The sequence below is a fragment of the Planktothrix serta PCC 8927 genome (assembly GCF_900010725.2).
Lineage (GTDB): Bacteria > Cyanobacteriota > Cyanobacteriia > Cyanobacteriales > Microcoleaceae > Planktothrix > Planktothrix serta.
On record NZ_LR734869.1, the window covers coordinates 123174 to 149766 of the forward strand.

At 40.1% G+C, this 26593-nt stretch carries 18 protein-coding genes; 10 read left to right on the forward strand and 8 right to left on the reverse strand.

Annotation, left to right across the window (positions count from 1 at the left end; genetic code table 11):
- The first annotated feature begins 508 nt into the window (after window positions 1-508).
- Window positions 509-3982, forward strand: coding sequence for an AAA-like domain-containing protein (locus PL8927_RS11440; protein WP_083621369.1), 3474 nt, complete (start codon window positions 509-511; stop codon window positions 3980-3982).
- 27 nt (window positions 3983-4009) lie between these two features.
- Entirely contained in the window at window positions 4010-7513 is a 3504-nt protein-coding gene (locus tag PL8927_RS11445; RefSeq protein ID WP_083621372.1) for a WD40 domain-containing protein, read from the forward strand.
- 59 nt (window positions 7514-7572) lie between these two features.
- On the opposite strand, the gene PL8927_RS11450 is transcribed toward PL8927_RS11445, so the two are convergent.
- The 3 genes from PL8927_RS11450 to hetZ all read right to left on the reverse strand — a co-directional run bounded on the left by PL8927_RS11450 (window position 7573) and on the right by hetZ (window position 12185).
- Entirely contained in the window at window positions 7573-9918 is a 2346-nt protein-coding gene (locus PL8927_RS11450) for a DUF3488 and transglutaminase-like domain-containing protein (protein ID WP_083621375.1), read from the reverse strand.
- Between the two features lie 91 nt (window positions 9919-10009).
- The gene (locus tag PL8927_RS11455) at window positions 10010-11032 is read right to left on the reverse strand and encodes a hypothetical protein (protein WP_083621377.1); all 1023 of its coding nucleotides are present in this window, start codon (window positions 11030-11032) and stop codon (window positions 10010-10012) included.
- Window positions 11025-12185 (reverse strand): heterocyst differentiation protein HetZ, encoded by a 1161-nt coding sequence (hetZ, locus tag PL8927_RS11460; RefSeq protein WP_083621380.1) that lies wholly within the window; start codon window positions 12183-12185, stop codon window positions 11025-11027. The genes PL8927_RS11455 and hetZ overlap by 8 nt, the downstream gene beginning before the upstream one ends.
- 153 nt (window positions 12186-12338) lie before the next feature.
- Between hetZ and PL8927_RS11465 the strand changes: the two genes are divergently transcribed.
- The gene (locus PL8927_RS11465; protein WP_083621382.1) at window positions 12339-12827 is read left to right on the forward strand and encodes a hypothetical protein; all 489 of its coding nucleotides are present in this window, start codon (window positions 12339-12341) and stop codon (window positions 12825-12827) included.
- Between the two features lie 81 nt (window positions 12828-12908).
- Here the strand turns inward: PL8927_RS11465 and sds are convergent, their stop codons facing one another.
- The gene (gene sds / locus PL8927_RS11470; RefSeq protein WP_083621385.1) at window positions 12909-13880 is read right to left on the reverse strand and encodes a solanesyl diphosphate synthase; all 972 of its coding nucleotides are present in this window, start codon (window positions 13878-13880) and stop codon (window positions 12909-12911) included.
- Window positions 13881-14799: 919 nt separating this feature from the next.
- On the reverse strand, window positions 14800-15639 hold the full coding sequence (gene murI, locus PL8927_RS11475) for a glutamate racemase (RefSeq protein WP_083621388.1): 840 nt from the start codon (window positions 15637-15639) through the stop codon (window positions 14800-14802).
- A 244-nt stretch (window positions 15640-15883) separates the two neighbouring features.
- On the opposite strand from murI, the gene PL8927_RS11480 reads away from it, so the two are divergent.
- The 4 genes from PL8927_RS11480 (at window position 15884) to PL8927_RS11495 (ending at window position 17995) form a co-directional block, all read left to right on the forward strand.
- Window positions 15884-16144: a ParB N-terminal domain-containing protein gene (locus PL8927_RS11480; protein ID WP_083621390.1), complete on the forward strand. Its 261-nt coding sequence runs from the start codon at window positions 15884-15886 to the stop codon at window positions 16142-16144.
- Between the two features lie 105 nt (window positions 16145-16249).
- Complete coding sequence (gene dps / locus PL8927_RS11485; protein ID WP_083621392.1) at window positions 16250-16756, forward strand: DNA starvation/stationary phase protection protein Dps; 507 nt, start codon at window positions 16250-16252, stop codon at window positions 16754-16756.
- A gap of 42 nt (window positions 16757-16798) precedes the next feature.
- On the forward strand, window positions 16799-17452 hold the full coding sequence (locus tag PL8927_RS11490) for a helix-turn-helix domain-containing protein (RefSeq protein WP_083621395.1): 654 nt from the start codon (window positions 16799-16801) through the stop codon (window positions 17450-17452).
- 213 nt (window positions 17453-17665) lie between these two features.
- Window positions 17666-17995: an STAS domain-containing protein gene (locus PL8927_RS11495; RefSeq protein WP_083621398.1), complete on the forward strand. Its 330-nt coding sequence runs from the start codon at window positions 17666-17668 to the stop codon at window positions 17993-17995.
- 138 nt (window positions 17996-18133) lie between these two features.
- On the opposite strand, the gene PL8927_RS11500 is transcribed toward PL8927_RS11495, so the two are convergent.
- Complete coding sequence (locus PL8927_RS11500; RefSeq protein WP_083621400.1) at window positions 18134-19270, reverse strand: PP2C family protein-serine/threonine phosphatase; 1137 nt, start codon at window positions 19268-19270, stop codon at window positions 18134-18136.
- 436 nt (window positions 19271-19706) lie between these two features.
- Between PL8927_RS11500 and PL8927_RS11505 the strand changes: the two genes are divergently transcribed.
- Entirely contained in the window at window positions 19707-20153 is a 447-nt protein-coding gene (locus PL8927_RS11505) for an ATP-binding protein (protein WP_083621402.1), read from the forward strand.
- 64 nt (window positions 20154-20217) lie between these two features.
- Here the strand turns inward: PL8927_RS11505 and PL8927_RS11510 are convergent, their stop codons facing one another.
- A complete protein-coding gene (locus PL8927_RS11510; RefSeq protein ID WP_083621405.1) occupies window positions 20218-21876 on the reverse strand; it encodes a serine/threonine-protein kinase in 1659 nt (552 codons plus the stop codon).
- 398 nt (window positions 21877-22274) lie between these two features.
- On the opposite strand from PL8927_RS11510, the gene pheT reads away from it, so the two are divergent.
- Window positions 22275-24728, forward strand: a complete 2454-nt coding sequence (gene pheT, locus PL8927_RS11515) for a phenylalanine--tRNA ligase subunit beta (RefSeq protein WP_083621408.1) — start codon at window positions 22275-22277, stop codon at window positions 24726-24728.
- Between the two features lie 132 nt (window positions 24729-24860).
- Complete coding sequence (locus PL8927_RS11520; RefSeq protein WP_083621414.1) at window positions 24861-25130, forward strand: YciI family protein; 270 nt, start codon at window positions 24861-24863, stop codon at window positions 25128-25130.
- 142 nt (window positions 25131-25272) lie between these two features.
- Here the strand turns inward: PL8927_RS11520 and PL8927_RS11525 are convergent, their stop codons facing one another.
- Window positions 25273-26049, reverse strand: coding sequence for an exosortase-dependent surface protein XDP2 (locus tag PL8927_RS11525; RefSeq protein ID WP_083621417.1), 777 nt, complete (start codon window positions 26047-26049; stop codon window positions 25273-25275).
- Window positions 26050-26593: the final 544 nt, after the last annotated feature.

Here is a 26593-nt window from a genome sequence, read left to right on the forward strand (position 1 = left end):
GGAGATTAGCAGAAATTAACAATAATTTTAAAGATATCATGATAAAATCAAAAGCTAAGAGGTTGTTTTGATAAAATAGGACATCTGTTCTATAGCGAGTCTAAATGGATTGTAGACTCATAATAATCAAGATTATTAATCCTAAAAAATAACCCAATATCTTTGTAGGGGCGAGGCGCGCTCATTGGTGTTAACTTAAGCCGAAAACCCGTGATTACAACTAAGATTAGATCCCCCTAAATCCCCCTTAAAAAGGGGGACTTGGATCTCCTGTCCCCTCGCTTGTTAAGGGGGTTAGGGGGGATCATTGACTTGGGAGCAGATAGCGCGTGAATTCTGGTTTGATCGTCTACTTTTAGCGTTAAGTTGACACAAATGGGCGCGCTTCGCCCCTACGATGAATTGGATTTTGAGTCTGATGTACAACTGATTTAGACTTGCTATACTGCTAGGATGACAGTTTGAAGTCAATCAATTAGAGAATAATATTTTTGATTAAAGATTAAAAATGCTCACTCAATATCAAGTCGGTGGTAGTTTACATAATAATGACCCAACCTATGTGGTACGTTCCAGTGACCACGAACTTTATAATGCTCTAAAAGCGGGAGAATTTTGCTATGTGTTTAATTCCCGACAAATGGGCAAATCCTCCTTATTAGTTAGAACTAAACATCAACTTGAAACGGAAGGATATTGTTGTACAGTTGTCGATATGACCCGCATTGGAAGTCAAGATACCACTCTGTTACAATGGTATAAAGGGATTGTGGTCGATTTATTAAGGGGTTTTGGATGTTTTGGTAAACTCAATTTTAAAGCCTGGTGGAATGAACAAGAGGGAATTTCTTTATTACAAAAATTAAGTGAACTTTTAGAAATTTTATTAGTTGAGCAATTTCCCGAACAGAATCTCTGTATTTTTATTGATGAAATTGATAGTATTCTCAGTCTTAATTTTTCCATTGATGACTTTTTTGCTTTAATTCGGTATTGCTATAATCAACGAGCCGTTAATCCCATATATCAACGTTTAACCTTTGCCTTATTTGGTGTAGCGACTCCCTCAGATTTAATTCAAGATAAAACCCGCACTCCTTTTAATATTGGCACTGCCATTAATTTAACCGGGTTTACCTTAGCAGAAGCTACCCCATTGGCTCAAGGATTAATTGAAGTTTTTGAACAGCCTGAAGTCATTCTTCAAGAAGTTTTGAATTGGACAAATGGGCAACCTTTTTTAACCCAGAAATTATTAAAATTAGTGGTATTAAATCAGCCCCCCAAAACGGATGTAATTGTTCACAATAGTCCTAGCCTCTGGATTAAAAAAATTGTGCGATCGCAAATTATTGAAAAATGGGAATCTCAGGACGAACCCGAACATTTACGAACGATCCGAGATCGGTTGCTTCATAACTCAAAGCAGACCGGAAGATTATTAGGAATTTACCAAACAATTCTACAAGAAATGGAAATAAAAACGAATGATAGCCCCGAACAAATTGAACTCCTCTTATCCGGTTTAGTCATCAAAAATCAGGGATTTTTAAAAGTCAGAAACTTAATTTATCAAGAAGTCTTTAATTTAGAGTGGGTACAAGAACAATTAGCCAAACTGCGCCCCTATTCCCAGACCTTTGATGCTTGGATTGCATCGGGTCAACAGGATGAATCTCGTTTATTAAGAGGACAAGCGTTAAAAGATGCTCAACGTTGGGTACAGGGAAAAAATTTAAGCGATTTAGATTATAATTTTCTCAGTGTATCTCAGGAGATTGACCGCCAAGAAATTCAACAAAAATTAGAATTAGAAAGAGCAAAAGCCATCGAATTGCAATTAATTGAAGAACACAAACGCTTGCAGCAGGAAAAACAAATAGCCCGATTACAACGATTATTTTTAGGGGCTATTAGTATCGCCTTCCTGATTTCTTCTGGTTTAGGATTATTGGCATTTAAACAATACAGAGAAGCCCGGATTAGCGAAATTAAAGCCTTAACTTATGCTTCGGAAGGCTTGCTAACCTCAAATCGTCAATTAGACGCCATGATCGCCGCGATTAAAGCTAAACGCCAATTAGAAAGTTTAGGAAATGTTAATAGCGAAATAACCCAAAATGTCGAAATGGTATTAAATAAAGCGGTCTATGGTAGCTATGAATTTAACCGTTTAAGCGGACACAAAGGCAGTGTACCAGCTGTTGATATCAGTCCAGATCATCAGTTGATTGCTACAGGAGGTGAAGATAAAACCGTTAGAATTTGGAAACCCGATGGAACACTTCTCCATATCTTAAAACATACAGGAACTATCTGGCGAGTTGTATTTAGTCCTGACAGTCGCTTGCTGGTTTCTAGTAGTGTAGATGGAACTGTCAAACTTTGGCGAGTTGACGGTACATTAATCAAAAGTTTTCAGGCACATCAAGGGCCCGCTTGGGGAGTTGCTTTTAGTCCCAATGGTAAACTCATTGCTTCATCAGGTGGAGATGCAAAGGTGAAATTGTGGACGATTGATGGCAGACTTTTAAAAACATTTATCGGTCATAAAAATATTGTTCAAAATATTGCTTTTAGTCCAGATGGCAAAATTATTGCTTCCGCAGGAGGGGATAGTACAATTAAACTCTGGAACCTTGACGGAAAATTGCTGAAAACCCTACAAGGACACCAAAATGCTATCTGGAATCTAACATTTTGTCCGTCTACAAATTTACTGGCATCTGTGAGTGAGGATAACAGTGCCAAAATTTGGAAACTAGATGGTACTTTAGTCACAACAATTCAAAACGATTTGATTTTTCGAGGCATTCATTGTCAGGGTAAATACATTGCCACAGTTCAAGAGGATAATACTATCAAAAAATGGAAATTTGACGGCACATTAATTGAAGAATTAAAAGGACTTAATAGTGTTGTTAGATACATGAAAATTAGGTCAGATGGTTTGATGGAAGTGGCGGCTAACGATCAGGGTATGATTAAACTCTGGAAACTCAATAACTCTTTATTAAAATCACTTGTCGGTCATCACAAGTCGATTTGGGAAGTGGCAACGAGCAGGGATGGTAAACTGATTGCGTCGATGAGTGACGATCAAACTCTCAAATTATGGCAGTCTGATGGCACACTTTGGCAAACTATTGAAGGCAAAGGAATTATTTTTCGGACAGCAGTTTTTAGTCCAGATAGTAAGATATTGGTGACAGGCGGCTTGAATAAAATTGTACAACTTTGGGATTTGACTAATCCTCAAACATCACAGATAAAACTATTAAAAACTTTGGTTGGACATGAATCACCTATTAATGCTGTGGCGATTAGTCCTGATGGTAAAATCATCGCCTCTGGAGATAATAAAACTATTAAAATCTGGAATATTGACGGGAAATTGCTGCACAGCTTTAAAGCTCATAATGAAATTATCTGGAAGTTAGCCTTTAGTTCTGACGGTAAATTACTCGCTTCGGCTAGTGCCGATCGCACGGCTAAAATTTGGAAACCCGATGGTAAATTAGTGGCAACACTTCCTCACAATAGTTCAGTTTGGGGAATAGCTTTTAATCCTCAAGGGAATTTCATTGTTACATCGAGTCGAGAGGATAGCCTGAAATTTTGGCAGTTAGATGGCAAATTATTAAGAAGTATCCCCGGTCAAGGTAAAGGTTTTGACCGACTGGCAATCAGTCCTGATGGTCAAACAATTGCCACTGCGGGAGTTGATACTAATGTAAAGTTATGGAGTGCCACCGGAGAATTATTGGCGACTTTACCTGAACATAAAGGGATGGTTATGAGTGTTGCTTTTACTGCTGATGGTAACTTCTTGGTTTCTGGGGGAGATCCTGGCTCATTAATTATCTGGAATTTAAAGAATATTCGCGCTCTTAATAATCTTAATTATGCTTGTAATTGGGTCAAAGATTATTTACGAACTAATATTGAAGTTGAGGAAAGCGATCGCTCTTTATGTCGTTAAATTAAATTAAGAATATAAAATCCCATAATGCTAAGTCAATATCAAGTCGGCGGTAGTTTACATAATAATGATCCTACTTATGTGGTTCGTTCCTGTGACCACCAACTGTATAACGCCTTAAAAGCGGGAGAATTTTGCTATGTGTTTAATTCCCGACAAATGGGCAAATCCTCCTTATTAGTTAGAACCAAACATCAACTCGAAGCCGAAGGATATTGTTGTGCTGTTATTGATCTAACTCAAATTGGCAGCCAAGATACCACGCCGCTACAATGGTATAAAGGAATTGTCGTAGATTTATTACGAGGATTTGGATGTTTTGCTAAATTCAATTTTAAAATTTGGTGGCAAGAACAAGAGGGAATTTCTTTATTACAAAAATTAAGTGAACTTTTAGAAATTTTATTAATTGAGCAATTTCCTGAACAAAATCTCTGTATTTTTATTGATGAAATTGATAGTATTCTCAGTTTAAACTTTCCCATAGATGACTTTTTTGCTTTAATTCGGTATTGCTATAATCAACGGGCCGTTAATCCCGAATATCAACGTTTAACCTTTGCCTTATTTGGTGTAGTGACTCCCTCGGATTTAATCGCTGATAAAACCCGCACCCCGTTTAATATTGGCACAGCCATTGATTTAACCGGGTTTACCCTAGCAGAAGTTGCCCCTTTAGCGCAAGGATTAATCGAATTTTTTGAATACCCTGAAGTCATTCTGCCAGAAGTTTTAAATTGGACAAACGGGCAACCTTTTTTAACCCAGAAATTATTAAAATTAGTCGTATTAAATCAGCCTCCAAAAATAGATATAATTGCTCACAATAGTCCTAGCCTCTGGATTGAAAAAATCGTGCGATCGCAAATTATTGAAAAATGGGAATCTCAAGATGAGCCCGAACATTTAAGAACCATCCGCGATCGCCTACTTTACAACCCCCAATTCACCGGAAGATTGTTAGGAATTTACCAAAAGATTCTACAAGGAATTAAAATAGATATAGAGGATAATGTCGAACAAATTGAACTGCTTTTGTCCGGTTTAATTATCAAAAATCAGGGATTTTTAAAAGTCAGAAACTTAATTTATCAAGAAGTATTTAATTTGGTTTGGGTACAAGAGCAATTAGCTAAACTGCGTCCCTATTCCCAAACCTTTGAGGCTTGGATTACTTCTGATCAACAGGATGAATCTCGTTTATTAAGAGGACGGGCGTTAAAAGATGCTCAACAGTGGGCGCAGGGAAAAAGTTTAAGTGATTTAGATTATCAGTTTCTCAGTTCCTCTCAGGAGATTGACCGCAAAGAAAGCCAACAAAATTTAGAAGCAGAACGATCTAAAGCGATTGAAGCAAAATTTATTGAACAAGAAAAACGCTTACAACAGGAACAAAAAACTGCTCGATTACAACGATTATTCTTAGGGGCTATTAGTATTGCTTTTCTGATCTCTTCTAGCCTAGGATTCTTTGCTTTTAGACAATATAAAGAAGCCCGAATGAGTGAAATTAAAGCCTTAACTTCCTCCTCAGAAGGGTTATTTTCTTCAAATCGTCAATTAGATGCGATGATTGAAGCAATTAAAGCCAAACGCAGATTAGAAAGTTTAGGAGGTGTAGATCAACAAACCAGGGAAAAGGTAGAAAAAGCCTTGAAACAAACGGTTTATAATAACAATGAATTTAACCGTTTGATCGGTCATCATAGTCCCGTGCTGAGTGTTATGATTAGTCCTGATGATCAATTAATTGCCACCGGAAGTGCAGATAAAACCGTTAAAATTTGGCAACGAGATGGCAAGTTACTGCAAACCTTAAAACATCCCTCCACAGTGTCTGACATTGCTTTCAGTCCTGACAGTCGCCTGATTGTTTCAGGAAGTTTCGATGGGAGTATGAAACTTTGGCGGGCTGATGGCACTTTGGTCAGAACAATTCAGGCACATCAAAGCATGATTCGGGGAGTTGCTTTTAGTCCTGATGGTCAGTTAATGGCTTCAGCCAGTGCGGATAAAACGGTAAAATTATGGCGAATTGATGGTACATTGTGGAAAACATTAATCGGGCATCAACTATCAGTTTTGATGGTCGCTTTTAGCCCTGATGGTCAGATGATTGCTTCCGGCGGATTAGATCGGACAATTAAACTTTGGAGTGGGGATGGCAGGTTGCTGAAAACCCTAAAAGGACATCAGAATGGTGTTTTTGATCTGACATTTTGTTCTCAATCAAATTTACTGGTTTCAGTGAGTAGCGATCGCACGGCTAAAATCTGGAAAATAGACGGGACTTTAATCAGAACAATTCCTACTAATGAAGCTATTTTAGGGGTTGATTGTCGGGGTGAATATATTGCTACGAGTGGCAAAGATGATCGAGCTAAAATTTGGAAAATAGATGGAACTTTTGTTAGAGATTTAAAGCAGCATCTAACTACTGTTCGAGATGTGGCACTGAGTTCTGATGGTTTGATGGCAGCTTCTGCTAGTGATGATGGCACAGTGAAACTCTGGCAACATAATAAAGATTTGGTGAAACCCCTTTACGGTCATCAGGATGCAATTTGGCAAATCGCAACCAGTCCAGATGGGAAATGGATCGCCAGTGTCAGTGAGGATGACACCCTGAAATTATGGTATTCTGATGGCAGACTGCGGCAAACTCTCAAACAACCAGAGTCTAGTTTTCGCAGTGTTAGGTTCAGTCCAAATAGTCGAATGATCCTGACTGTAAATACTAAGGGTCTGGTTCAGTTTTGGGATTTAGAAGATCAGAATCAATCGCCGATCAAACTATTACAAACCTTGACCGGACATCAGGCTGCTATTTATGCTGTGGCGATCGCTCCTGATGGTAAAAAGATTGCTTCGGGGGGTGAGGATAAAACCATCAAAATCTGGAATTTAGAAGGCAAATTATTACACAATATTAGGGCTCACCAGGAGCGAATTTGGCAATTAACTTTTAGTCAGGATGGTCAACTTTTAGCCTCAGCCAGCCAAGATGGTACAGTCAAACTTTGGAAACCCGATGGTAAACCCGTAAAAACGCTTACAGTTCAGAAAAGTGGGGTTTTGGGACTTGCTTTTAGTCCTAATGGGAATTCGATTATTACTGCTAGTTTGGATGATACCCTTAAAATTTGGAAAATAGATGGAACCTTACTCAAAACAATTCAGGTACAGAGTCAGGGTTTAATGCAGGTTGCTATTAGTCCTGATAGTCAAATAATTGCCACGGGTGCAATTGATAATCAGGTGAGATTATGGAATTTAAACGGAGAGTTGCTGAATACTTTACCGGGACATCGAGGAACAGTGGGTAATGTTTCGTTTACTGGGGATGGTAAATTCTTAGTTTCTGGAGGAGATGATGGTAATCTGATGTTATGGAATTTAAACAAAATTAAAACCTTAAATGAATTAGATTATGCTTGTAATTGGGTAAAGGATTATTTACAAACTAATATTGAAGTTGAGGACAGCGATCGGCCTAACAGCACGCTGTGCCATCGCTCTTTATGTGATTAAATCAAAACCCGATAGGATTTTCATCTCAATTTTTGTTCAAAAAATTATGTTTTTATCTATCAAGACCAGTTTCGCTGTTTTAACCGTTTCCAATGTGCTTTTTTTAAATTAAGTAATAACTGTCGCATTTGTTCAAGATTAACAGGCTTTCCGCCATATCGCCAACGCATATAGGTTTGAAAAATTTCATCAATCACTTCCGCTTCCGCAATGGGATGATATTGCTGTAACCAAGCCGCATATTCTAACGGAGTTTGGGCGGGGTGTTTCGGATAACCTTTACTGGCTAAAACGGCTAAGAGTTGTTGATAGATACTTTCTTCAGGAGGCAATTTTGCCAACCAACGACGATAGCGCCAACCCCGCCAAATATCCCAACTTAACCATCCTAAAAAGGCAATAATAGTTATGATAATTAATCCACTAAAAATTCCTAACCATCCCTGACTAAATAAACTAAAAAACCCAGTAATAGCTTGAAATAACCATAAAATTAAAACGCCTAAAATTGCTTGTAAGCCATTTGCTACTGGAGAAGGTAACCAACCCGCAACCCAATTCCAAAACGCTTTTAATATACTAAAAGTTTGATCTTCTTCAATAGAAGGAGGTATTAAATCCATCCCCGGAATCGGATTAAACGCAAACCAACCATATTCGGGGAAATATACCTCCGTCATCGCAAAAGCATCGGTATTTTTAACAACATATAACCCTGTAAACGGATTAAATTCTCCTGAGTTAAACCCCGCCACCAGTCGCGCCGGAATTCCAATAGAACGTAACATCATTGTTAAAACAGTTGAAAAATGATCGGGGTAGCCTCCGGTTATTTTTTCTCCTGGGGGACTATCTTGATAACCGAAAAGAAAGGCTTCAACTAAATCTTCATTTTTGCGTAAAAAGGGCGGTTCTTTTTGCAGTTTATAATTGGGGTTTTGCTTTAAATATTGCGCTAAATATAAAACTTTTTCATAAGTTGAATTTAAAGGTTTCTTATTTGTAGAAACTTGATTCACACTGGCTAAAATTTCTTCCGTCTTTTTCCTGACTTTCTCCTGAATTGGATCAGGAACTTGTAAATAATATTTTTTAATATTTTCTGGATACTTTGTTGACGCTTGTTGTAATTGGTTACGATTACGATAGGGAACTTGAGAAATCACGGTGTAGGTCATTCCTTCTCGAAGTTCTAAAGGCGATCGCAAATTACCATCGGGATCAATGGCAATTTCCTCCGTCGGAAAATAGATTTCCTTCGCCTTATCCATCGCCGGAATTAAACTTGGAAGTTGTTGAAGTACGGTATAACTCTGAACCACTTCTTGGGTTTTCGCCTGACTAATTAACGGAAATAAATTAAACTGATACGACCAAATTGAACGTCTTAAGGTCAGAGTTCTATTATTTCGAGAAATTTCCCAACCTTGACCCGTATACTGATCAAAAGCCACCACTCGCCAAAATCCCCTGGCTTGCGATCGCACCCTTAACACATCTTGAGGCTTTAATTCTCCGCGTAAATTCTGATTAATTTTTGTATTAAACCCATAATAAAAGGTATCATTCAGCGTTCCCGCTCCCGTCTCCTGATTTAATCCACTTTCACCGCTACCCGAATTATTATTATTTTTACCCGAAGACACATAACCCGGATTTAAAACTTGTCGGCCATCAAATTGTCCGGGTGGCATTTTAATCGGAGAACTCACCGGAAACGTTCTTAACTGATAGCCGGGAAACCGAGGAAGAGCCACAAAAATCATTAATCCCAAGGAAACAACCACTAAAAAAATAATCCCGACTAACTTAAAATTTACCCCGCTTCCCGGTTGCCCTGTGTTCGTTTTTTTAAACTGAAATTGAATATCTCCCAACCCTAAACGAGAGCGATAATCTAAAATTAACGTCGGTAAAGCTAAAGCCAAAAATACTAACACCACAGGCCCAAACGCCAAGGTTTGACTGAGAGTTCCCGCTACTCCCATTAAAATTAATCCAATCACCATCGAATACCCCAAATCCTGACGACGGGGTAAATCAAAACTATGTAAAACCTGTAATTCAATTAATAATCTTGCCAACGCTAACCGCGTATCATTCATTTCTCCAAATAGTCGCCCAAAAAACGCAGCGAGGGCAACTAACATTCCAATGGCAATACAAAATTTAATAGGCACATTCCGATGGCGACGACGAAACCAACTCCAGGTTGCTCCCAAGATGCTGACAGGAATTGCCCATAAATTTAGGGGTTCCTCAATGGCAACATCCGTTGCCACAATCCCTGCAATCACTAATAATTGCACCAACACCCGCAGCCACAGTGAATCTTCCGGTACTGGCTTTGGTGCTGCTTCAATTCGTCGCCATAATTGACTTAGATAAGGGATCTCGGTTGTCATCGTTTAGGCTGAAATTGGCTTAGAGTTGAAAGCTAATACTTTAACTTAATCTTACCTGAATTTCCAGCCAAAATTGAATATCTAGGGGATTTTATTCTGCAATCAGTTGGGGACAAATTGCAAAACAGAGAGGATTTTGGTCGTTACTATGTAATAAAACATGAAGTCGATAAATTTGGTTGGGTTCCGGGTCTATCAATTCCAGTTTTAAATATCCGGGGGACTCCCGTTGTGCTGAGGCTGATCTCTGGTCGCCCAACAGTTGTAACCGTCCGCCATCAGGAAGTTGACCCAAAATTTTCAAAGTGGCTCCATATTCAGTTTGAACATATTCCACATCAACCGTAAATAACCCCAAGGTTGTTAACCATTCTTGATGAACGGTTGATTGATTCAAACCACAATTTAGAGTTAAAGTATTCAGAATTTCCTGAGCCGCTAACAATAACAACACCATTTGTTGTTCAGGAGTAGCCGTTTCATAACCGGGCTGGGACTCTGTTAAATCCAAAGATCCGCGTAACGAACCTCGAATCACTAAACTTGCTAATTCATTCAACGGTTGTGATTCATTGGGAAACAAAGTTTCCACAGACTGAACTAATTTAGCCCCCTCTCGTAAACCCGATTGCAGCATCTTTTGACAGGGTGCAAGTAACTGAGCAAAAACCCCTTCGGGTAGAGGAATTGACCATCTCAATTGTTGTCGATGAGCCATCCAAAGATGAGGAATAGGAACTTGTTCTTCCTCAAATGCGTCTGGATATTCATTACGCAAGTCAGTTCCGACGGGTTCCCACGGAAACAAGGGTGGGTTCAGTTGGATCTTGGCTTTGAGTCTTTCTCTTAACACGGTCTCAAATCGGTTTTTCACAATCGGTATATCTCCCAGTGTGAATCGTTGACTGTTGGGGTGGAAAACCTCCGCGTCAGAATCGAGGGGATCGAATTCATCCGCCTCTAAGTTTTCCACCTCAGAAGTCTCATCAGGCTGTATTGGGGTGTTTAATCCCTCCTCAGCCTCATGAGATGAAGATATTGTTGGCTGTTGCAACAACCAGTCAAAGAATCGGCGTTCACAACCTTGATTATCTTGGTTTGTTTCGTTATTCATCAGTGGATGCCCCGACTCCGGATACTGAACGATTCCTGATTTCCCAAGCCAATTCTAACAACTTAAACCAACGTTTTTGAATTTGAGCCGCTTTGCAATTTAAAATTTTTGCAACTTCCGCATCAGATAATCCCTGTTGTTTTAACTTTAACAAACTCTGTTCTTCTGAGCCGATTTGATCTAAGAATTCTTGCCATTGATGCGGCAATAACCCTAAATCTCGTTCTAAATCTGCTTCTAACCATTGGTGAACTAATTCCCAACGATGTCCTAAAGCAAATCGAAGCAGATGATACTTAAATCGTTGCTGTAAATAATCACGCTGACGAGGAGTTAACCCTAGAATTTCCTCAATTTCACGAGTCGGTAAATCCTGCAACCGCAAGGCAAAATAGTCTGCACAATCTTGTTGTTTGTGTTCTTCCAAATAAGCCATCAGTTCCTCAACTACCGTTTGACGGAGAGAGTCGGACTCTGATTCGTTGGACTCTGTTACCATTGCGCTTCGGACTTGGCCGAGTGAGGAATCATTCCAAGTGGTATCTGATTCACCCCCCCCACCCTCAGCGGCTTGTTCTAAATCAACAAAACTTTCCTTGGGCTGTTGTTGAGAGAAGGTTTGCGCTCGTAATATAATCAATTGTTGACTCCGACCTCGGGCTAAAGGAATTCGCCGTTTACCGTAGCGTTCCGTAAATGCCATATATTCCGCAAGTTCCAATAATGTCCGAGGACGGTAGGTGGCAGCTAACTGCGCTTCTTTGCGAAAGGCATTCAGGGTTTCTAAATAAAAGGCTTGTAAAAAATCCTTAATTAATTCCAATCGAGCTTGGTAACTCGACTGCACTTGAGGAGGAGTAATATATCGATAAACAATCGCGCTCAAGGTACTATGTAATTCCAAAGATCCGGCGTTTTGACCTAGCTGATAATATTGAATACATTGCTGTAAACGATGTTGAGCTAAAGTCATCGCCCAAGTTTCTACATCCCCGGAATCTTGAATCCGTTTGCTTTCTGTACAGATACGAGTGGCTTCTTCGGTAATTCGTTCTGCAACATCCCGACAATTCTGTTCAGAAGCACGAGTGGATTGATTCAGTTCTCTCAATAGCCTTTGGAAAATTGTTTCGTTCTGGCAGATTTCCCCCATGATGTCTAGTTACCACAATGACCCTAACACACTGATTCCAGAATCCGCCTTGGATTTCCGGATGGTTTAATATAGTGGAACAGGCATCTTGCCTGTTAATGTTAAGTGGGAGATGTAGGAAACAATACAGCCAACAGCCAACAGTCAACACTTATGAATTTAGATCAACAAATTCAAACCTTAATTGATAATGCCCCTCAAGATGGAACAACTCCCCAGGTTGTTGAAGCGATCGCACCTGCGTTAAAAATATTAGCAGAACAATTGCAACATCCAGAATATTATATTTTACAAACCTTAGATCAAAGTTGGGTAGTTCAGCCGTTTATTAATGTCGATCAACCGCAAATCAAGAAAAGAGTAATTTATGCGTTTTCTAATTTAGAAGATGCTTTGAGTTATGCAAATCCTGATTCAAGTTCTCAAGTTTTAGCGATTCCTTTACCCGTTACTCATATTTTATTTCAAATGGTTGTCCTAGAAATGCCCGATAGTTTATGTTTCTTTGAAACCCCCAATAATTTTCAATCCGCCACCGAAATTAAACGCAGTGAAATTCAAGAATTAATCCAGGTTTATTTAAAAGACTATCAACAACGTCGTCAGTCTAAATCCCGTAAAATTCCCCCGAATATTGCTTAAGACAGTTATCAGTTATCAGTTATCAGTGGAAAATGGGCAACAGCCAACCGTCAACCGTCAACAGTCAACTGTCAACCCACCTTAATAAAGCCGACTCAAAACATAATCTGCTAAACCGATTAAGGCTTGTCGAGATTCACAGGCTTGAAAAGGTTCGAGGTATTTTACAGCAACTTGTGCATGATAGGACGCTAATTCCCTAGAACGTTGAATACCTGAACTATCTTTAATTAAGGTTAAAGCTTGTTCTAAATCTCCTTCTTGAGCAAATTCTCGCTCGATTAAAGTTTCCAAATAGGGTTTTTCTTCTAAAGCATAGAGTGTGGGTGCTGTTAAATTTCCACTTTTGAGATCAGATGCTGCTGGTTTTCCTAATTCCTCCGTTAACCCGGTAAAATCCAAAATATCATCGACAATTTGAAAAGCTAAACCAATATGGCGACCATAGTTGTATAAATCTTCTGCGTGTTCTGTAGAAACCTCACTCAAAACACCCGCAGCTTTGGAACTATTGGCAATCAAAGAAGCGGTTTTATAATAACTTTTTTCTAAGTACGCTTCAATTGATAATCCTGTATCAAATCGATTAAGACCCTGTTGAATTTCTCCCTCCGCTAAATCCATAATCACTTGGGAAAGTAATTTCACCACTTCCAAGTTATCCAAATTGGCTAAATACCAAGAAGATTGAGCAAATAGAAAATCTCCAGCTAATACGGCAATTCGGTTATTAAATAAGTTATGAACCGTTGGCACTCCTCGACGCATTTCAGCATCGTCCACCACATCATCATGGACGAGACTGGCTGTATGGATCATTTCGGTGATTTCGGCCAACCTCCGATGCTTGAGGGTAATATTTTGATCCGGCATTGTCGTCCGGGAAATCAACAGGACAATCGCAGGACGTACCCGTTTCCCTTTGACACTAAACAGGTGTTCTGCGGCTGCATACAAAATAGGATGTCGTGCACCGACAAGCTGTTTTAAGTTATCGGTCAACTGCCGCAGGTCTGCTTCAACTGGCGAAAATAGAAGAGTTTGCGATGTCATGGATTAGCCAACTCAGGCGTTGAGTTAACAAAATTTTACATATTATAGTCTGATTTTAATCTGTTTCGGTTCAGGGGATCGGATTTAAGTTGAAATCGGAGTCAGAAGATGCCGGAGAATACCGATTGTAGTCTAGCAATTGTGGGTTTAACCAATCATCCCCGAACCCCTGAGAGGGTTCACTTCTGGTTGTTGGCTAACCCCTGGCTCTGGCCCTGTTCCCCCTAGCCGATGAGCGGATAAAATTCTGAAAAAATTTTCTGCAAAATGCTCCAGTTTTCTAATTTTTATGTTATCTTTAGAATAAGAGTTTAAATAATTCTATACATTAAGGGCAACGGGTCTAGCGATGGGATTAAGGATAATCTATCGTCACCTGATTGATCCATTGGCTTCAGAATAGCCGTTAGAACTGTTTAAATAGTTCGTAAGCATATTCCGGTCGGTGGACTTATCCATAACATCGGTTAGAGGAGTCTCTATTTAGGGTTTTCTGGGAAATCCCTAGGTTATTGTATAGGGAATCCTCTGCCCAGGTTGAGTGTGAGCAATATTTCCTGGGGATGAAAAGTTCCCGTAGAAATTTTTAGTTAGGGGTCACAAAAGCTAGACCTTGGCTTCGCGTGTTGACCTAATGTAATGGGTTTTAAACTCCTGTTTGCTGCTCCTCCTAATTCTTGTGGCTGGCTCCTATGTTTTATAACGATATGCCTTTAATCATCCCGCTTTTGGCAACGGGCTATGTTTTAACGATTTATCTGCTCTTAGCCCTCGCTAAGTATACAACAAATATCTCTCGATGGCGCTCTTAAATCAGTCATTAGTGAAAGAGTTAAGAGTTAATAGTTAAGAGTCAATCGTTAATCTGACGACTAACGACTGACGATTGATTACTGGTAAGGGCGGGGTTACTCCGCCCCTACGACTGATTAGTGATTACTGGATTAGCAGGTTCTAGGATGGGTAAGGTAGTGGCTTCTACTGTGGGAGTGAACCCTAACCACTGAACTGAAATAGAAGCAAACTGTTGAGGGCAACCACTAACACAAAACCGAGTGGGTTTGGGGGAGTGGGTATTCCGCAGTCCTAACAGTTCTAATTCTTGAGCAGCAGCTTTGACTAAAGAGACGGCCGGGTCAACCAGTTGAACGTGAGCCGGAAGAATAGAACGCAATACAGGGGCTAAATGGGGATAATGAGTACAGCCATAAATTAGGGTATCAATTTGCTGTTGAATTAAAGGGGTTAAATAGTCCCGTGCCACTTGATAGGTATAAGGATCATGAATCCGGTTTTGTTCAATTAAGGGAACAAATTCTGGACACCCCACTTGCCAGACTTGAACGGAAGGATCGGTTTCTTGAATGGCGTGACGGTAGGCATTACTGGCGGCCGTTGCGGGGGTGGCAATCACCCCAATGCGTTTCCCTTGTCGCACGGCGGCTTGAGCACCGGGAAGAATTAATCCCAGGATGGGGATATCAAATTCATCTTGAACGGTTTCTAAGGCTAGGGCGGAACTGGTGTTACAGGCCATGAGAATCATTTTGGCATCCTGTTGCATCGCCCAAAGAATAATCGGACGGACAAACTGCAAGATTTCCTCTCGTGAGCGGGTTCCATAAGGCAACCGCGCCGTATCTCCAAAATAAAGAACGGATTCATTGGGGAGTTGACGGTAGAGTTCCCTTAAAACCGTTAATCCTCCGACACCACTATCAAATATTGCGATTCTTTTTTGTCGATTGTCCGTTGTCATGGGTTAAAAATCAGTCTTTGATTGTCTGTTATCGGTGGTGAATAGGTCTGTTGTCAAGTCTGTTGGTTGTTGAACCAATGCAACAAGCAATAGCGAAGGAATAATTTCTTCCCGTTATTCCCCTTTTCTTCCTTGTCTGTGTGAACGCCGGAAATCGGATTTCTAAGTTTTTCACAGAAAGAGTTGCAAGTTGAAGTCATTATGAGTATGATATAGAAAGACAAGGAAAAGGAGGAGCAACTTAATGCAGGTTCAAGATATTCCTCTCAAGCAGATTCGCCGTCCTCTCCCTCGTGGAACAGACCCCATTAAGGTAGAAACCTTAATGAAATCCATTCAAGAGATTGGCTTGCAAGAGCCGATTGAGGTTTTAGAAGTGGATGGACAATATTATGGGTTTTCGGGATGTCATCGCTATGAAGCTTGTACAAAATTAGGCTTAGAAACCATTCGCTGTAATGTGCGAAAAGCACCTCGTTCTGTTTTGCAAAAGCATCTAGCTTAAGATAGATTTAGAAGAGTTTGAAATTCGATACACTATTATCAATCTCTTCTATATTTGTAAGGTTTCGATTCATTCTATAAAATTGCTCAAGGAGTATTCTCAATCATGGTAGCAACTAACTCAAAACAACGTCTTTATCCGACTCGAATTGATTTACCGGAAACAACTCGCACTGGAGTGATTGAGATTCTCAACCACAGTTTGGCGACAACATTAGATTTAAAAACTCAGGTCAAACAAGCTCATTGGAATGTCAAAGGGATTAATTTTTATCAATTGCATGAACTGTTTGATCAAATGGCAACCGAATTAGAGGAATATATTGATCTGATTGCTGAACGAGCAACCGCCCTAGGGGGGACAGCAATGGGAACGGCTCGGATGGCGATCGCAGATACCATTATCCCGGAATTTCCCTTGGATTTGGCTAATGATAAAGATTATGTGGTGGCTTTAGCCGATCGCTATGCTCCGTATGCGAAAATGGTTCGAGAAGCCATTGATCAAACAGGTGCATTAGGCGATGCGGATACAGCAGATTTGTACACTGAAATTTCCCGCGCCATTGATAAGCGGTTGTGGTTCTTAGAAGCCCATTTGCAAGGCAACTAAAGGGTCATCAATGGCAGTGTAACTCGTGAACTAAAAATCAAAATGAGTGAATCTGCGTTACCGGATTATACCCCCCAGTTGCAGGAGTTAATGCAACGAGCGGGGGTTTCAAGCCTGGAAGAACTAAGTCAAAATGCTGGGGTTTCCCCGTTGCAGATTATTCGACTGCGGCGGGGACTGGCGTTACAAACCCCGGTTAGTATTTTGTTGAAAATTAGTCAGGGTTTAAAGATTTCCTTGAGCGAATTATTAGCCGTATTTGCGCCCGGTTCTGTCCCGTCTGAGGATCAAACTTCTGGGGGAAATTTCAAACAAGAATATCAACGTTTACAAACCCAGATGGAACAGCAACATTCTGTGTTGCTAGAAGAATTTCAACGGGAAAGTCTGCACCTGTTGGAGTCTTGGTTGTTACAATGGCCAACAGTGGTGTATCGGGTTCAGGAAAATCCGCAATTACCGGGGAGTAAATTATTGCCGTTTGTTCGTCCAGTGCAACAGCTTATGGGAAAATGGGGAGTAGAAGCGATCGCATCTGTAGGTGAACAAGTTCCCTATGATCCGCATCTACATCAACTCCTGGAGGGAACGGCTCAACCCGGAGAGCCAGTAATTGTGCGATATACGGGATATCGACAGAGGAATAAACTCCTCTATCGTGCTAAAGTCAGTCTGGCACAGGGATCATCAACCTAAGTTATCGCTATCGTGAAAACCCTTCAGAGGAAAATTTGTCCCATCGCAAGGGTGTGCGATCAACCAGGTCAGGAAAGGGACGGGTTAATCTTGTATCTCCTGTTCCCCAGGTTAAATCGACGTATTTGAGGATGTATTTGGCGATGAGTCCATCTCAAAGCTATACTAACTGAGTCGGGCGAGTCATTTGGAGGGTTCAATCCCTAAAAAACTATGAGTTCTGATGTTAAAATTCTTAAACCTCACGGGATTTTAGATGGCACTAAAGCAAGCCAATTTCGTCAAGATATTGGTGCTTTAGTCGAAGATAAGGAAGCCAAAACGATAACGATATTAATTGACTTCCAAGATGTCACGTTTATGGATAGTTCCGGTTTGGGTGCATTAGTCTTAGCTCTAAAAACCGTTAGAGCGGCTGGGAGTAAATTATTTGTTTGTTCTATTAATGAACAAATTAGGATTTTGTTTGAACTCACCAGCATGGATCGAGTATTTGAGATTTTTAAGAATGAAGAAGAATTTTTGGAAGCTTTTAAAAGCTAATCTCTTGCTATTGGGTCGCTAAGGCGGGGTGAGAGTGGGGGATTGATCTGAATTTGAGCAGATGTTTATTTCCCAATTTCACCCTAACAAAAATTGAGATAACTAACAGCAAAGATGGGGATAATCCTCTGTGAACGATTAAGTAAAGCTAACTTTCAGTAAAGAAAAGTCATCATCAAAGGGATTATTAGAGTTAAATTTTTTAACGGTATTTAGGACTTCTTCTAAAGTATTCGATTCTAAATAATTGTATTCTGTTAAAATTGAAATTAACCCATCTAAGCCTAACATCGTGTTATCAGGCTGATTGATTTCATAAACTCCATCACTAAAAATATAAAGATTACTAAATTCTTCAATATCGTGGGTTGCATCAATATATTCAGCTTCTAAAAACATTCCCACAGGCATTCCTCGTGTTTTTAATTGTTCAATTTTAAGATCTTTGGGATCTTTACCAGTTAATAAAATAGCGGGAGGATGGCCTGCACTAGAATACAATAATTGTCGAGTAGAATGATTATAAACTCCATACCAAATTGTAAAATATTTATCATTTTGGTAGGTCATTTGAAAGGTAGAATTGAGGGCTTTTAAAACGTTGCTGGGTTGATAATAATCAATATTAGGGATCGCTCTAGATCGGAGCAGATTAAGCACAGAAACCGAAGGGAGAGCAGCCCTTAAGCCATGTCCTGATGTATCTAATAAATAAATTGATAAATGATCGGAATCTAGCCAGTAATAGTCAAAGGAGTCTCCTCCTAATTGACGAGAGGGAATAAATTTAGTATCGATTTTTACAGGTTCAGTTAAAGGTTCAGGAAGTAGCGATCGCACATATTCGGCGGCTTCGGCTAATTCGGCTTCAATGCGTTCTTTTTGGGTTTGTAAATCTTGACTGAGTTGATGTAATCTTAATCCCGCGCGAACTCTAGCATAGAGTTCATTCATTTCAATCGGTTTAGAAATAAAATCATCAGCCCCCGCATCCAACCCCGTCACCCGATCGGAAACTGAACCCAGAGAAGTTAATAAGAAAAATTGTGTTGTTGATAATTCTGAAGTCGCTTTAACTTGACGACAGACCTCAATCCCCGTTAACTTGGGCATGATCCAATCACAAATAATCAATGCCGGACGTAGTTGTTTAGCCTGTTCTATGCCTTCTTCACCATTATTTGCCACTGTGACATCATAACCCTGTTTTTTCAGCGTTCTTTTGAGTAGTTCTAAAATGGCAACATCATCATCGATAACCAGAATTTTAAACATGAGCGTTGAGGTACGTTGGTACACCAGATGAGGGAAATCAAGGCCAAGTTAAGACTTTGCTGTCTTTGAGTATAGTCTAATTGGAGGATTGCCTGAACTGTAGATTGATGGAGTTCAGAGTTGTGTTCAGTTGATATTTAAGATTCATAAACTTCAGCCGATTAAAGTTACAGATTAACCCCCTCTTATGTTAAAACAGTGATTTTTGTAATGTTAGCGTTTATCCACTCTCCGTCAGTTCAATCTCCAATCAGCGTGTTTGGGTTCCTTGATCTGTTTATTTAATTGTCTCAAACTTCACGGCTTGTGTTGTCCCCGACACGAATCATTTTACTTGATCTGACACAATTACGGTTTAGGAAAACTAGAAAACCACCCAAAAATGCAGTAAACTATGGGAGGACTCAATGTGATTGAATAAGAGGATTCAAAACCATTGTCACTACCCCAAACGACTCAATTTCAAGTTCCTTCTAGTCTAGATACCCTAGCTAATGTCTTGTCGTGGTTTGATCAACTGTATCAGTCCTTTATTCCTAAATCTGCTTGGATACGCTGTCAGTTAGCTTTGGCAGAGGGATTTACCAATGCCGTTCGTCACGCTCATAAAGGACGTTCTTCCGATTTATATATTGATTTAGAAGTCACTATTTTAGAGCGACAACTTGAAATTCGGATTTGGGATTTTGGCGAACCTTTTGATTTAGTGAAGAAAATCAAGGATATACTGGCAAAAACGAAGGATAAGCCAACAGATATTAATTCTCTTTCCTGTGGGGGAGGGGGTAGAGGCTTATTGTTAATGTACGATATTGCCGATTATTTAAGTTATGAACAGGGGGAAGATGGACGCAATTGTCTATTAATTATTAAGCAATTTTGATTCGGAAAAAATTTTCTATTCTCTCAACAGTTTATCACACTCCGAGTTAATTTTTTTAAGCAATTCAAAACCACCATTTTCGTTTTCCATTAGGTCTAATCGTGCGCCAATTCAGTTTAGCCATGGCTAATTGTTCATCGGTAACAATGGCATTAGTTAGATTGGCACCACAGAGATTAACACCCCGCAAATTAGACCGATTTAAACAAGCATTTCTCAGATTTGCTCCCCGAAGATCTGATCCTTCTAAATTAGCGTTACTTAAATACGCTTTGACTAATGTTGAATTCCGTAGATTGACATTCGTTAATCTAGCCCGACCAAAATTTGCCTCGGTTAAATCTGCCCCTTGAAAATTGGTATTACTTAAACGGGATTCATAAAAATTTGCTCCCGAACCCTCAAAGTTTTGTAAATTCAAACCCGTTAATTCACAGTCGGCAAAATCCCGTCTTCCTTTTACATAAGCAGTCTTTAATGTATTTTCATTCCATTTAGGTGCTGAAGGTGGAGGAGAAGAAACTTTACTGTTGGGAATTGAATCATACATCATAGTAACGGGTGCGCCTTGAGTTGCACTTAATCCACTCGTAACAGATGTTTGATCATAAAGCTCCGTATCCCCGACAAAATTGGGTCTTTTTTTCTTCGCTAACCGTTGATTTCTAGCGCGAATTTGTGCAGCCTGATGCTGTAAAGGTAAACTCAAAGCCGTATTCGGTTCATTCAAGAAAGTGGCTTCTTGAGTCGGGTTTGTTGATTTGGGGTTAGGAGTTGAGTTAGACTTTTGTTGCATCACCATTCCATCTGCGAGCATTCCATAACTGGATTCTGAATCTAATGCTCGCAGAACATCTTGCGCCGATTGATATCGATATTGCACAGAAAACTCCAACATCCGTTGCAATATACTGGTAAAGGAATCACTTATATCCAAATGGGGTAGCCATAAAATTTCCCCCGTCACTGGATTACTTTCAAAGGCATTGGGAGACTTCCCAGTCATTAAATAAACACAGGTCATCCCCACCGCATAAATATCACTGGCATAAACCGGACGTAACGCCATTTGTTCAGGAGGAGCAAACCCTGATGTGCCAATAGCAAAATTAGTAAAAGCCGTTTGTCCCGTTCCCATCATAGTTGCTTGATTGACTTGATCCTTCACCGCTCCAAAGTCAATTAAAACCAGATTTTGATCAATTTGTCGTCGTAAAATATTAGCAGGTTTAATATCTCGATGAATAACTTCTTGACTATGAATATAATTTAATAGGGGTAAAATTTCCTGAAGAAATTTTTTAGCTTGTGCCTCGTTAAAAATTCCTTTTTCTTTGACTTCTTGTTTTAAAGTATAACCATCAATATATTCTTGCACCAGATAAAATTGTTTTCCCCCAACAAAATAATCAATTAGGCGAGGAATTTGGGGATGATCACCAATTTTACCGAGGGTTTTTGCTTCCCGTTGAAATAACTCTCGCGCCATTTCTAAAATTCGGGCTGAGGTGGCAGAAGGACGCAGTTGTTTGACCACACAATTAGGACGTCCGGGTAAGGAGATATCCTGAGCCAGAAATGTTGCTCCAAACCCCCCTTTGCCCAAAGGTTGATTGACTTGGTATCGATTTCTCAACAGCAATTTTGAACCACAAGCCTTGCACTTGAGGGCATCATCTACATTTTCGGGTTGAGGGCAGGCTGGATTGACACAGTAGCTCATGGTGTTTGAGATTGCTTTGTACCAGTGGACGGAGGACTTGCAAAACCCATACTAATAGAATTAAGCCACGTCAGGCAGCGACACAGGTTACTGCTGGTAACTCTTAGATGAATGTGGGCTTTTGCGTTACGACGTGAATATATTCAACTCCCATATCACAAATGTTTCTTTCTACTTCTATTATCACCTGAGAATCGTTAACTTCCGTATTCGCTTTTCCAACTTATGTAAAGATTGAACAAAGCTTGACTATTTTTACCAGAATACACACTCTTTCCCAGGATAGCAGTTAGATCTAATAAATGGGTAGATGTTGGCTGTTGGCTGTTGGCTGTTGACTGACTCGGTAATTCCTATCTTCTGTAACAATGGATTAGGAACATTGAAAGCAAACAACGATGCGTATCTCTTTAAATTGGTTGCGAGAACTGGTGGATATCCAGATGACCCCCCAAGAGTTGGCAGAAACCCTCACTGTGGCGGGGTTTGAAGTAGAAGATATTGAAGATTGGCGTTCCTGGGCCGATGGGGTTGTCCTGGGAAAAATTCTCCAAGCTGAACAACACCCGAATGCCGATAAATTAAGAGTTTGTCAAGTGGATATTGGGGGTTCTGAACCTGTCAATATTGTTTGTGGCGCACCCAATGCAGCAGCCGGAATGGTGGTGGCTGTGGCCACTTTGGGAACTCATCTGCCGAAAATTAATTTAACGCTGAAAAAAACAAAATTGCGGGGCGTTCCTTCAGAAGGGATGATTTGTTCCTTAGCGGAATTAGGCTTAGAAAAAGACTCATCGGGAATTCATAGTTTTGACCTGGAAAATCCGGCATTAGGCAGTGATATTAGACCGTTATTAGGGTTAGATGATGTAATTTTAGATGTGACGGCAACCGCTAACCGGGCAGATGGTTTAAGTATGGTGGGAATTGCGCGTGAAATTGCGGCTTTAACCGGGGCAAATTTAAGAATTCCTGAAGCTACAGGGGTGTTAATTGAACAGCCAGATCAGTCTCAATTGTTATCCATTGAAATTGCTGATAAACAAGCTTGTCCAATCTATATTGGCACAATTATTGAAGGAGTAAAGATTGCCCCTTCTCCTGATTGGTTACAACGACGATTACAAGCGGCAGGTGTTCGTCCGATTAATAATGTTGTTGATGTCACGAATTATATTTTACTCGAATGGGGACAACCGCTTCATGCCTTTGATTTAGATCGTCTTAAACAAGTTACATCTTCTCCAGATTTAACCCTCGGTGTGCGCTTTGCTCAACCGGATGAATCGATTAAAACCTTAGATGGTCAAACCCGGAAATTACAAGAGCAAAATCTGTTAATTACAGCTAATAATTATCCCGTTGCTTTAGCCGGAGTCATGGGAGGGGAAGAAACAGAAGTTTTTGCACAAACCCAAAATTTACTGTTAGAAGCGGCTATTTTTGCCCCCATCGCTATTCGTCGTTCTGCAAGAGCGCAAGGGTTACGAAGTGAGTCGTCTACTCGTTATGAACGAGGGGTAAATCAGGCAGAATTAGCGTTAGCTTGTCGGCGGGCTATTGTATTATTAAAAGAGTTAGCCTCTGGCACTCCAACTCGTCAACAAACCGATAGTAGTGGCATAGAATTACAGATTCCTGAAATCACTTTAAGATTAGATCGAATTAATGCTATTTTAGGACAACTCAAACGCGGACAAGGAACCGCAGCCGAATCCTATTTATTACCGGAAGAAGTGGAAGGAATTCTTACCGCTTTGGGTTGTGGATTAGCTGGAGATAAAAATAGTGATTCTGTTGTTTGGCAAGTAACTATTCCCCCCTATCGTTACCGAGATTTAGAACGGGAAATTGATTTAATCGAAGAAGTTGCCCGTCTTTACGGATACGATAATTTCTGTGAAACTTTACCCAGTCAAGGAGTATCCGGTTATCTCCCCTTAGAACAGTTAGCAACTCGACAAATTCGAGCCGCGTTTCGAGGGGAAGGATTAACCGAATTAATGCACTATTCTTTAGTCAAAACAGAGGGGGATAATCAAGTTGTTTTAGATAATCCGTTGTTTGTGGAATATTCGGCATTACGCACTGAAATGTTAACGGGTTTAATTGATGCCTTTGTTTATAATTTAGAAAATGGAAATGGGCCGTTAAATGGCTTTGAAATCGGTCGAATTTTCTGGAAAGAAGGGGATGAATACAAAGAACAAGATGCCTTAGCGGGTATTATGGGAGGCGATCGCAGTTTTGGGCGTTGGGTTCGCAGTGGTCAAGATCAACCGATGACTTGGTTTGAAGCTAAAGGGATTTTAGAAGCGGTATTTCAACGTTTAAATTTAACCGTTGAATATAAACCAGAATCGACAATAAAACTATTACACCCCGGACGCACGGCTTCCTTATGGTTACAAGGAAAACGCTTAGGAATTTTCGGACAACTGCATCCTCAACTGTGTCAAAAACAGGACTTACCGAATCAAGTTTATGGGTTTGAATTTCAATTATCGGTATTATTAGAAGCGATGAACCGTGCTTCTAATTTAGTCCGTAAATTTAAACCTTTTTCGACTTTCCCGGCTTCCGATCGAGATATTGCCTTTTTTGTCCCTGTTGAAGTTCCTGTCGCCGACCTACAACGCTGTATTACTAAAGCCGCAGGAAATTTATTAGAATCGGTAGAAGTCTTTGATGAATATCGGGGTAAAAATGTACCGGAAGGTCAGCGCAGTCTGGCGTTTCGTTTAGTTTATCGGGTGAGCGATCGCACGTTAACGGATACAGATATTGACCCTTTTCAACAAAAAGTCCGAGATGCTTTAGTTCAACAATTTAACGTTAATCTCAGAAGTTAGGAAGGAGTGCGTGCGCTGATCGCTTACGCACCCTACGCACCCTATGTGCTGGTGCGTGCGCTGATCGCTTACGCACCCTACGCACGCACAAAAAATCAACAATCAACAATCAACAATCAATAATCAACAGCTATGCCAAAATATATAATGTTTGGAACCTATTGTGAGGATGTTCTGAAAAAACGGGAACCCTATCGCGCAGCGCATTTGGAAGGATTAAAACAACAAAAAGAATCGGGCGTTTTATTAACAATTGGCCCGACTCAGGATGTCACACAGGTATTTGGAATTTATGAAGCGGAAGATGAAGCCACGGTACGTCAGTTAATCGAGTCTGATCCCTATTGGCAAAATGGGATTTGGACAGAATATGATGTCAAAGCCTGGATACAAGTTTATTAGGGAAATATGAAAGATTGCGATCGCAACTGGATTAATTTCTGAACTACTCGATCAAGTCAAACCGCCCCATCATATTTTCAAATTGCATGGGGCGGAAGTAAATTAAGAGTTTTCTATTGTCCATCTATCCGAGGAACATGGCTTATTGAGCTTTTTTGCGACGAGACATTGCTAAAGCAGCACCGACTAAACCTAAACCTAAAACTGTTGTGGGTTCAGGAACAGACACACCCACCACTTTAAAGTCTGGGCCAAAATAACCCGCACCTTTACTAGAAACCCGTAGTCCAGCAATAGACTTACCACCAATTCCTAAGTCAGCTAAACTCACACCCACAGACCCAACTTTTTGAGTGTTATTGATTTCTGTAGTATCTAAGCTGTATCCAGCTTCTGCCCACCCAAAGGCTCCTTTACCTAAAGTTAGCAAGTTACCAATGGTTTTCCCATCTGCATCTAGGGCAATAATATCCATCAAGCTAGTGTCAGAATTCATCCGTTCCCAAGCCAGGATATTATTAACCGGTTGGTCAAAGAAGATATCCATGCTGAATTTGCCATATTCCTCAGTATCAATAATACTGCTGAGGTAACGGTTTCCTAGGGCTTGGACTGCACCCGCATTGGTTAAGTTTCCTTCGACTAGACCGACAGTTGCGAAGTCGGCTTTATCGGCACTCGCGGCTCCGGTATCTCCACCTTTCCAGAGATCGTTTTGGAGAATATTCGCTTGATTCACTAGGGCCAAATCTGTGTGAACCTTGTCACCAAATTCTACGGAATCTAGGTAAATGTCACCTTTCCACTTGTTGGCATCGGTGGTGTAGTTGGTTTTGAAGGTAAATGCTTGAGCAGATGTAGCGCAAATACCGGTTAAAGCTAAGGTTGAGATTAAGGTTGTGAATAATCTAGTTTTCATAAAGGCTCCTGTGTGTGAATATTCTACTGGTTGCTGTTACCCTGAACTTATGACTCGGCTGTCGTAGGTGTCTCCTTAGAGGGTGACATCTCAGCAACCAGAGTGATTCATACAAGCTGTTAATAACTACAATAGCAAATTCTCTGGCTTTGTCACCAGATACCCGAAAAATTCTTGTAAGTTTTACAAAACTTTTATAGATCGAAGCTGTTGTTTAAAGAATTGATCAAATTCCCCTATAGAGGGAGTAGAGATTCTGCCTATTGATCTAAAAGGGGGTTGAGTTCGCGGATTATTCTATTGTTAATATTAGAGAGTTTAAGCATCCGTAAGATCACGGATTTTTGATTTTTATTCAATAATATGACACCAAGAAACAGTGAATATGATCTAAAATCAGGAATATCAGCAATAATTGCCCACAGATCACGGCTGTATCTCCTCAAAAATACGGACGTTCAATCTCAAACTGAACCCAAGCTTGAGTTACTATTAGACAAAAATTATTGTTTCTTTAAATATATTTATTAATCTTATTTATATC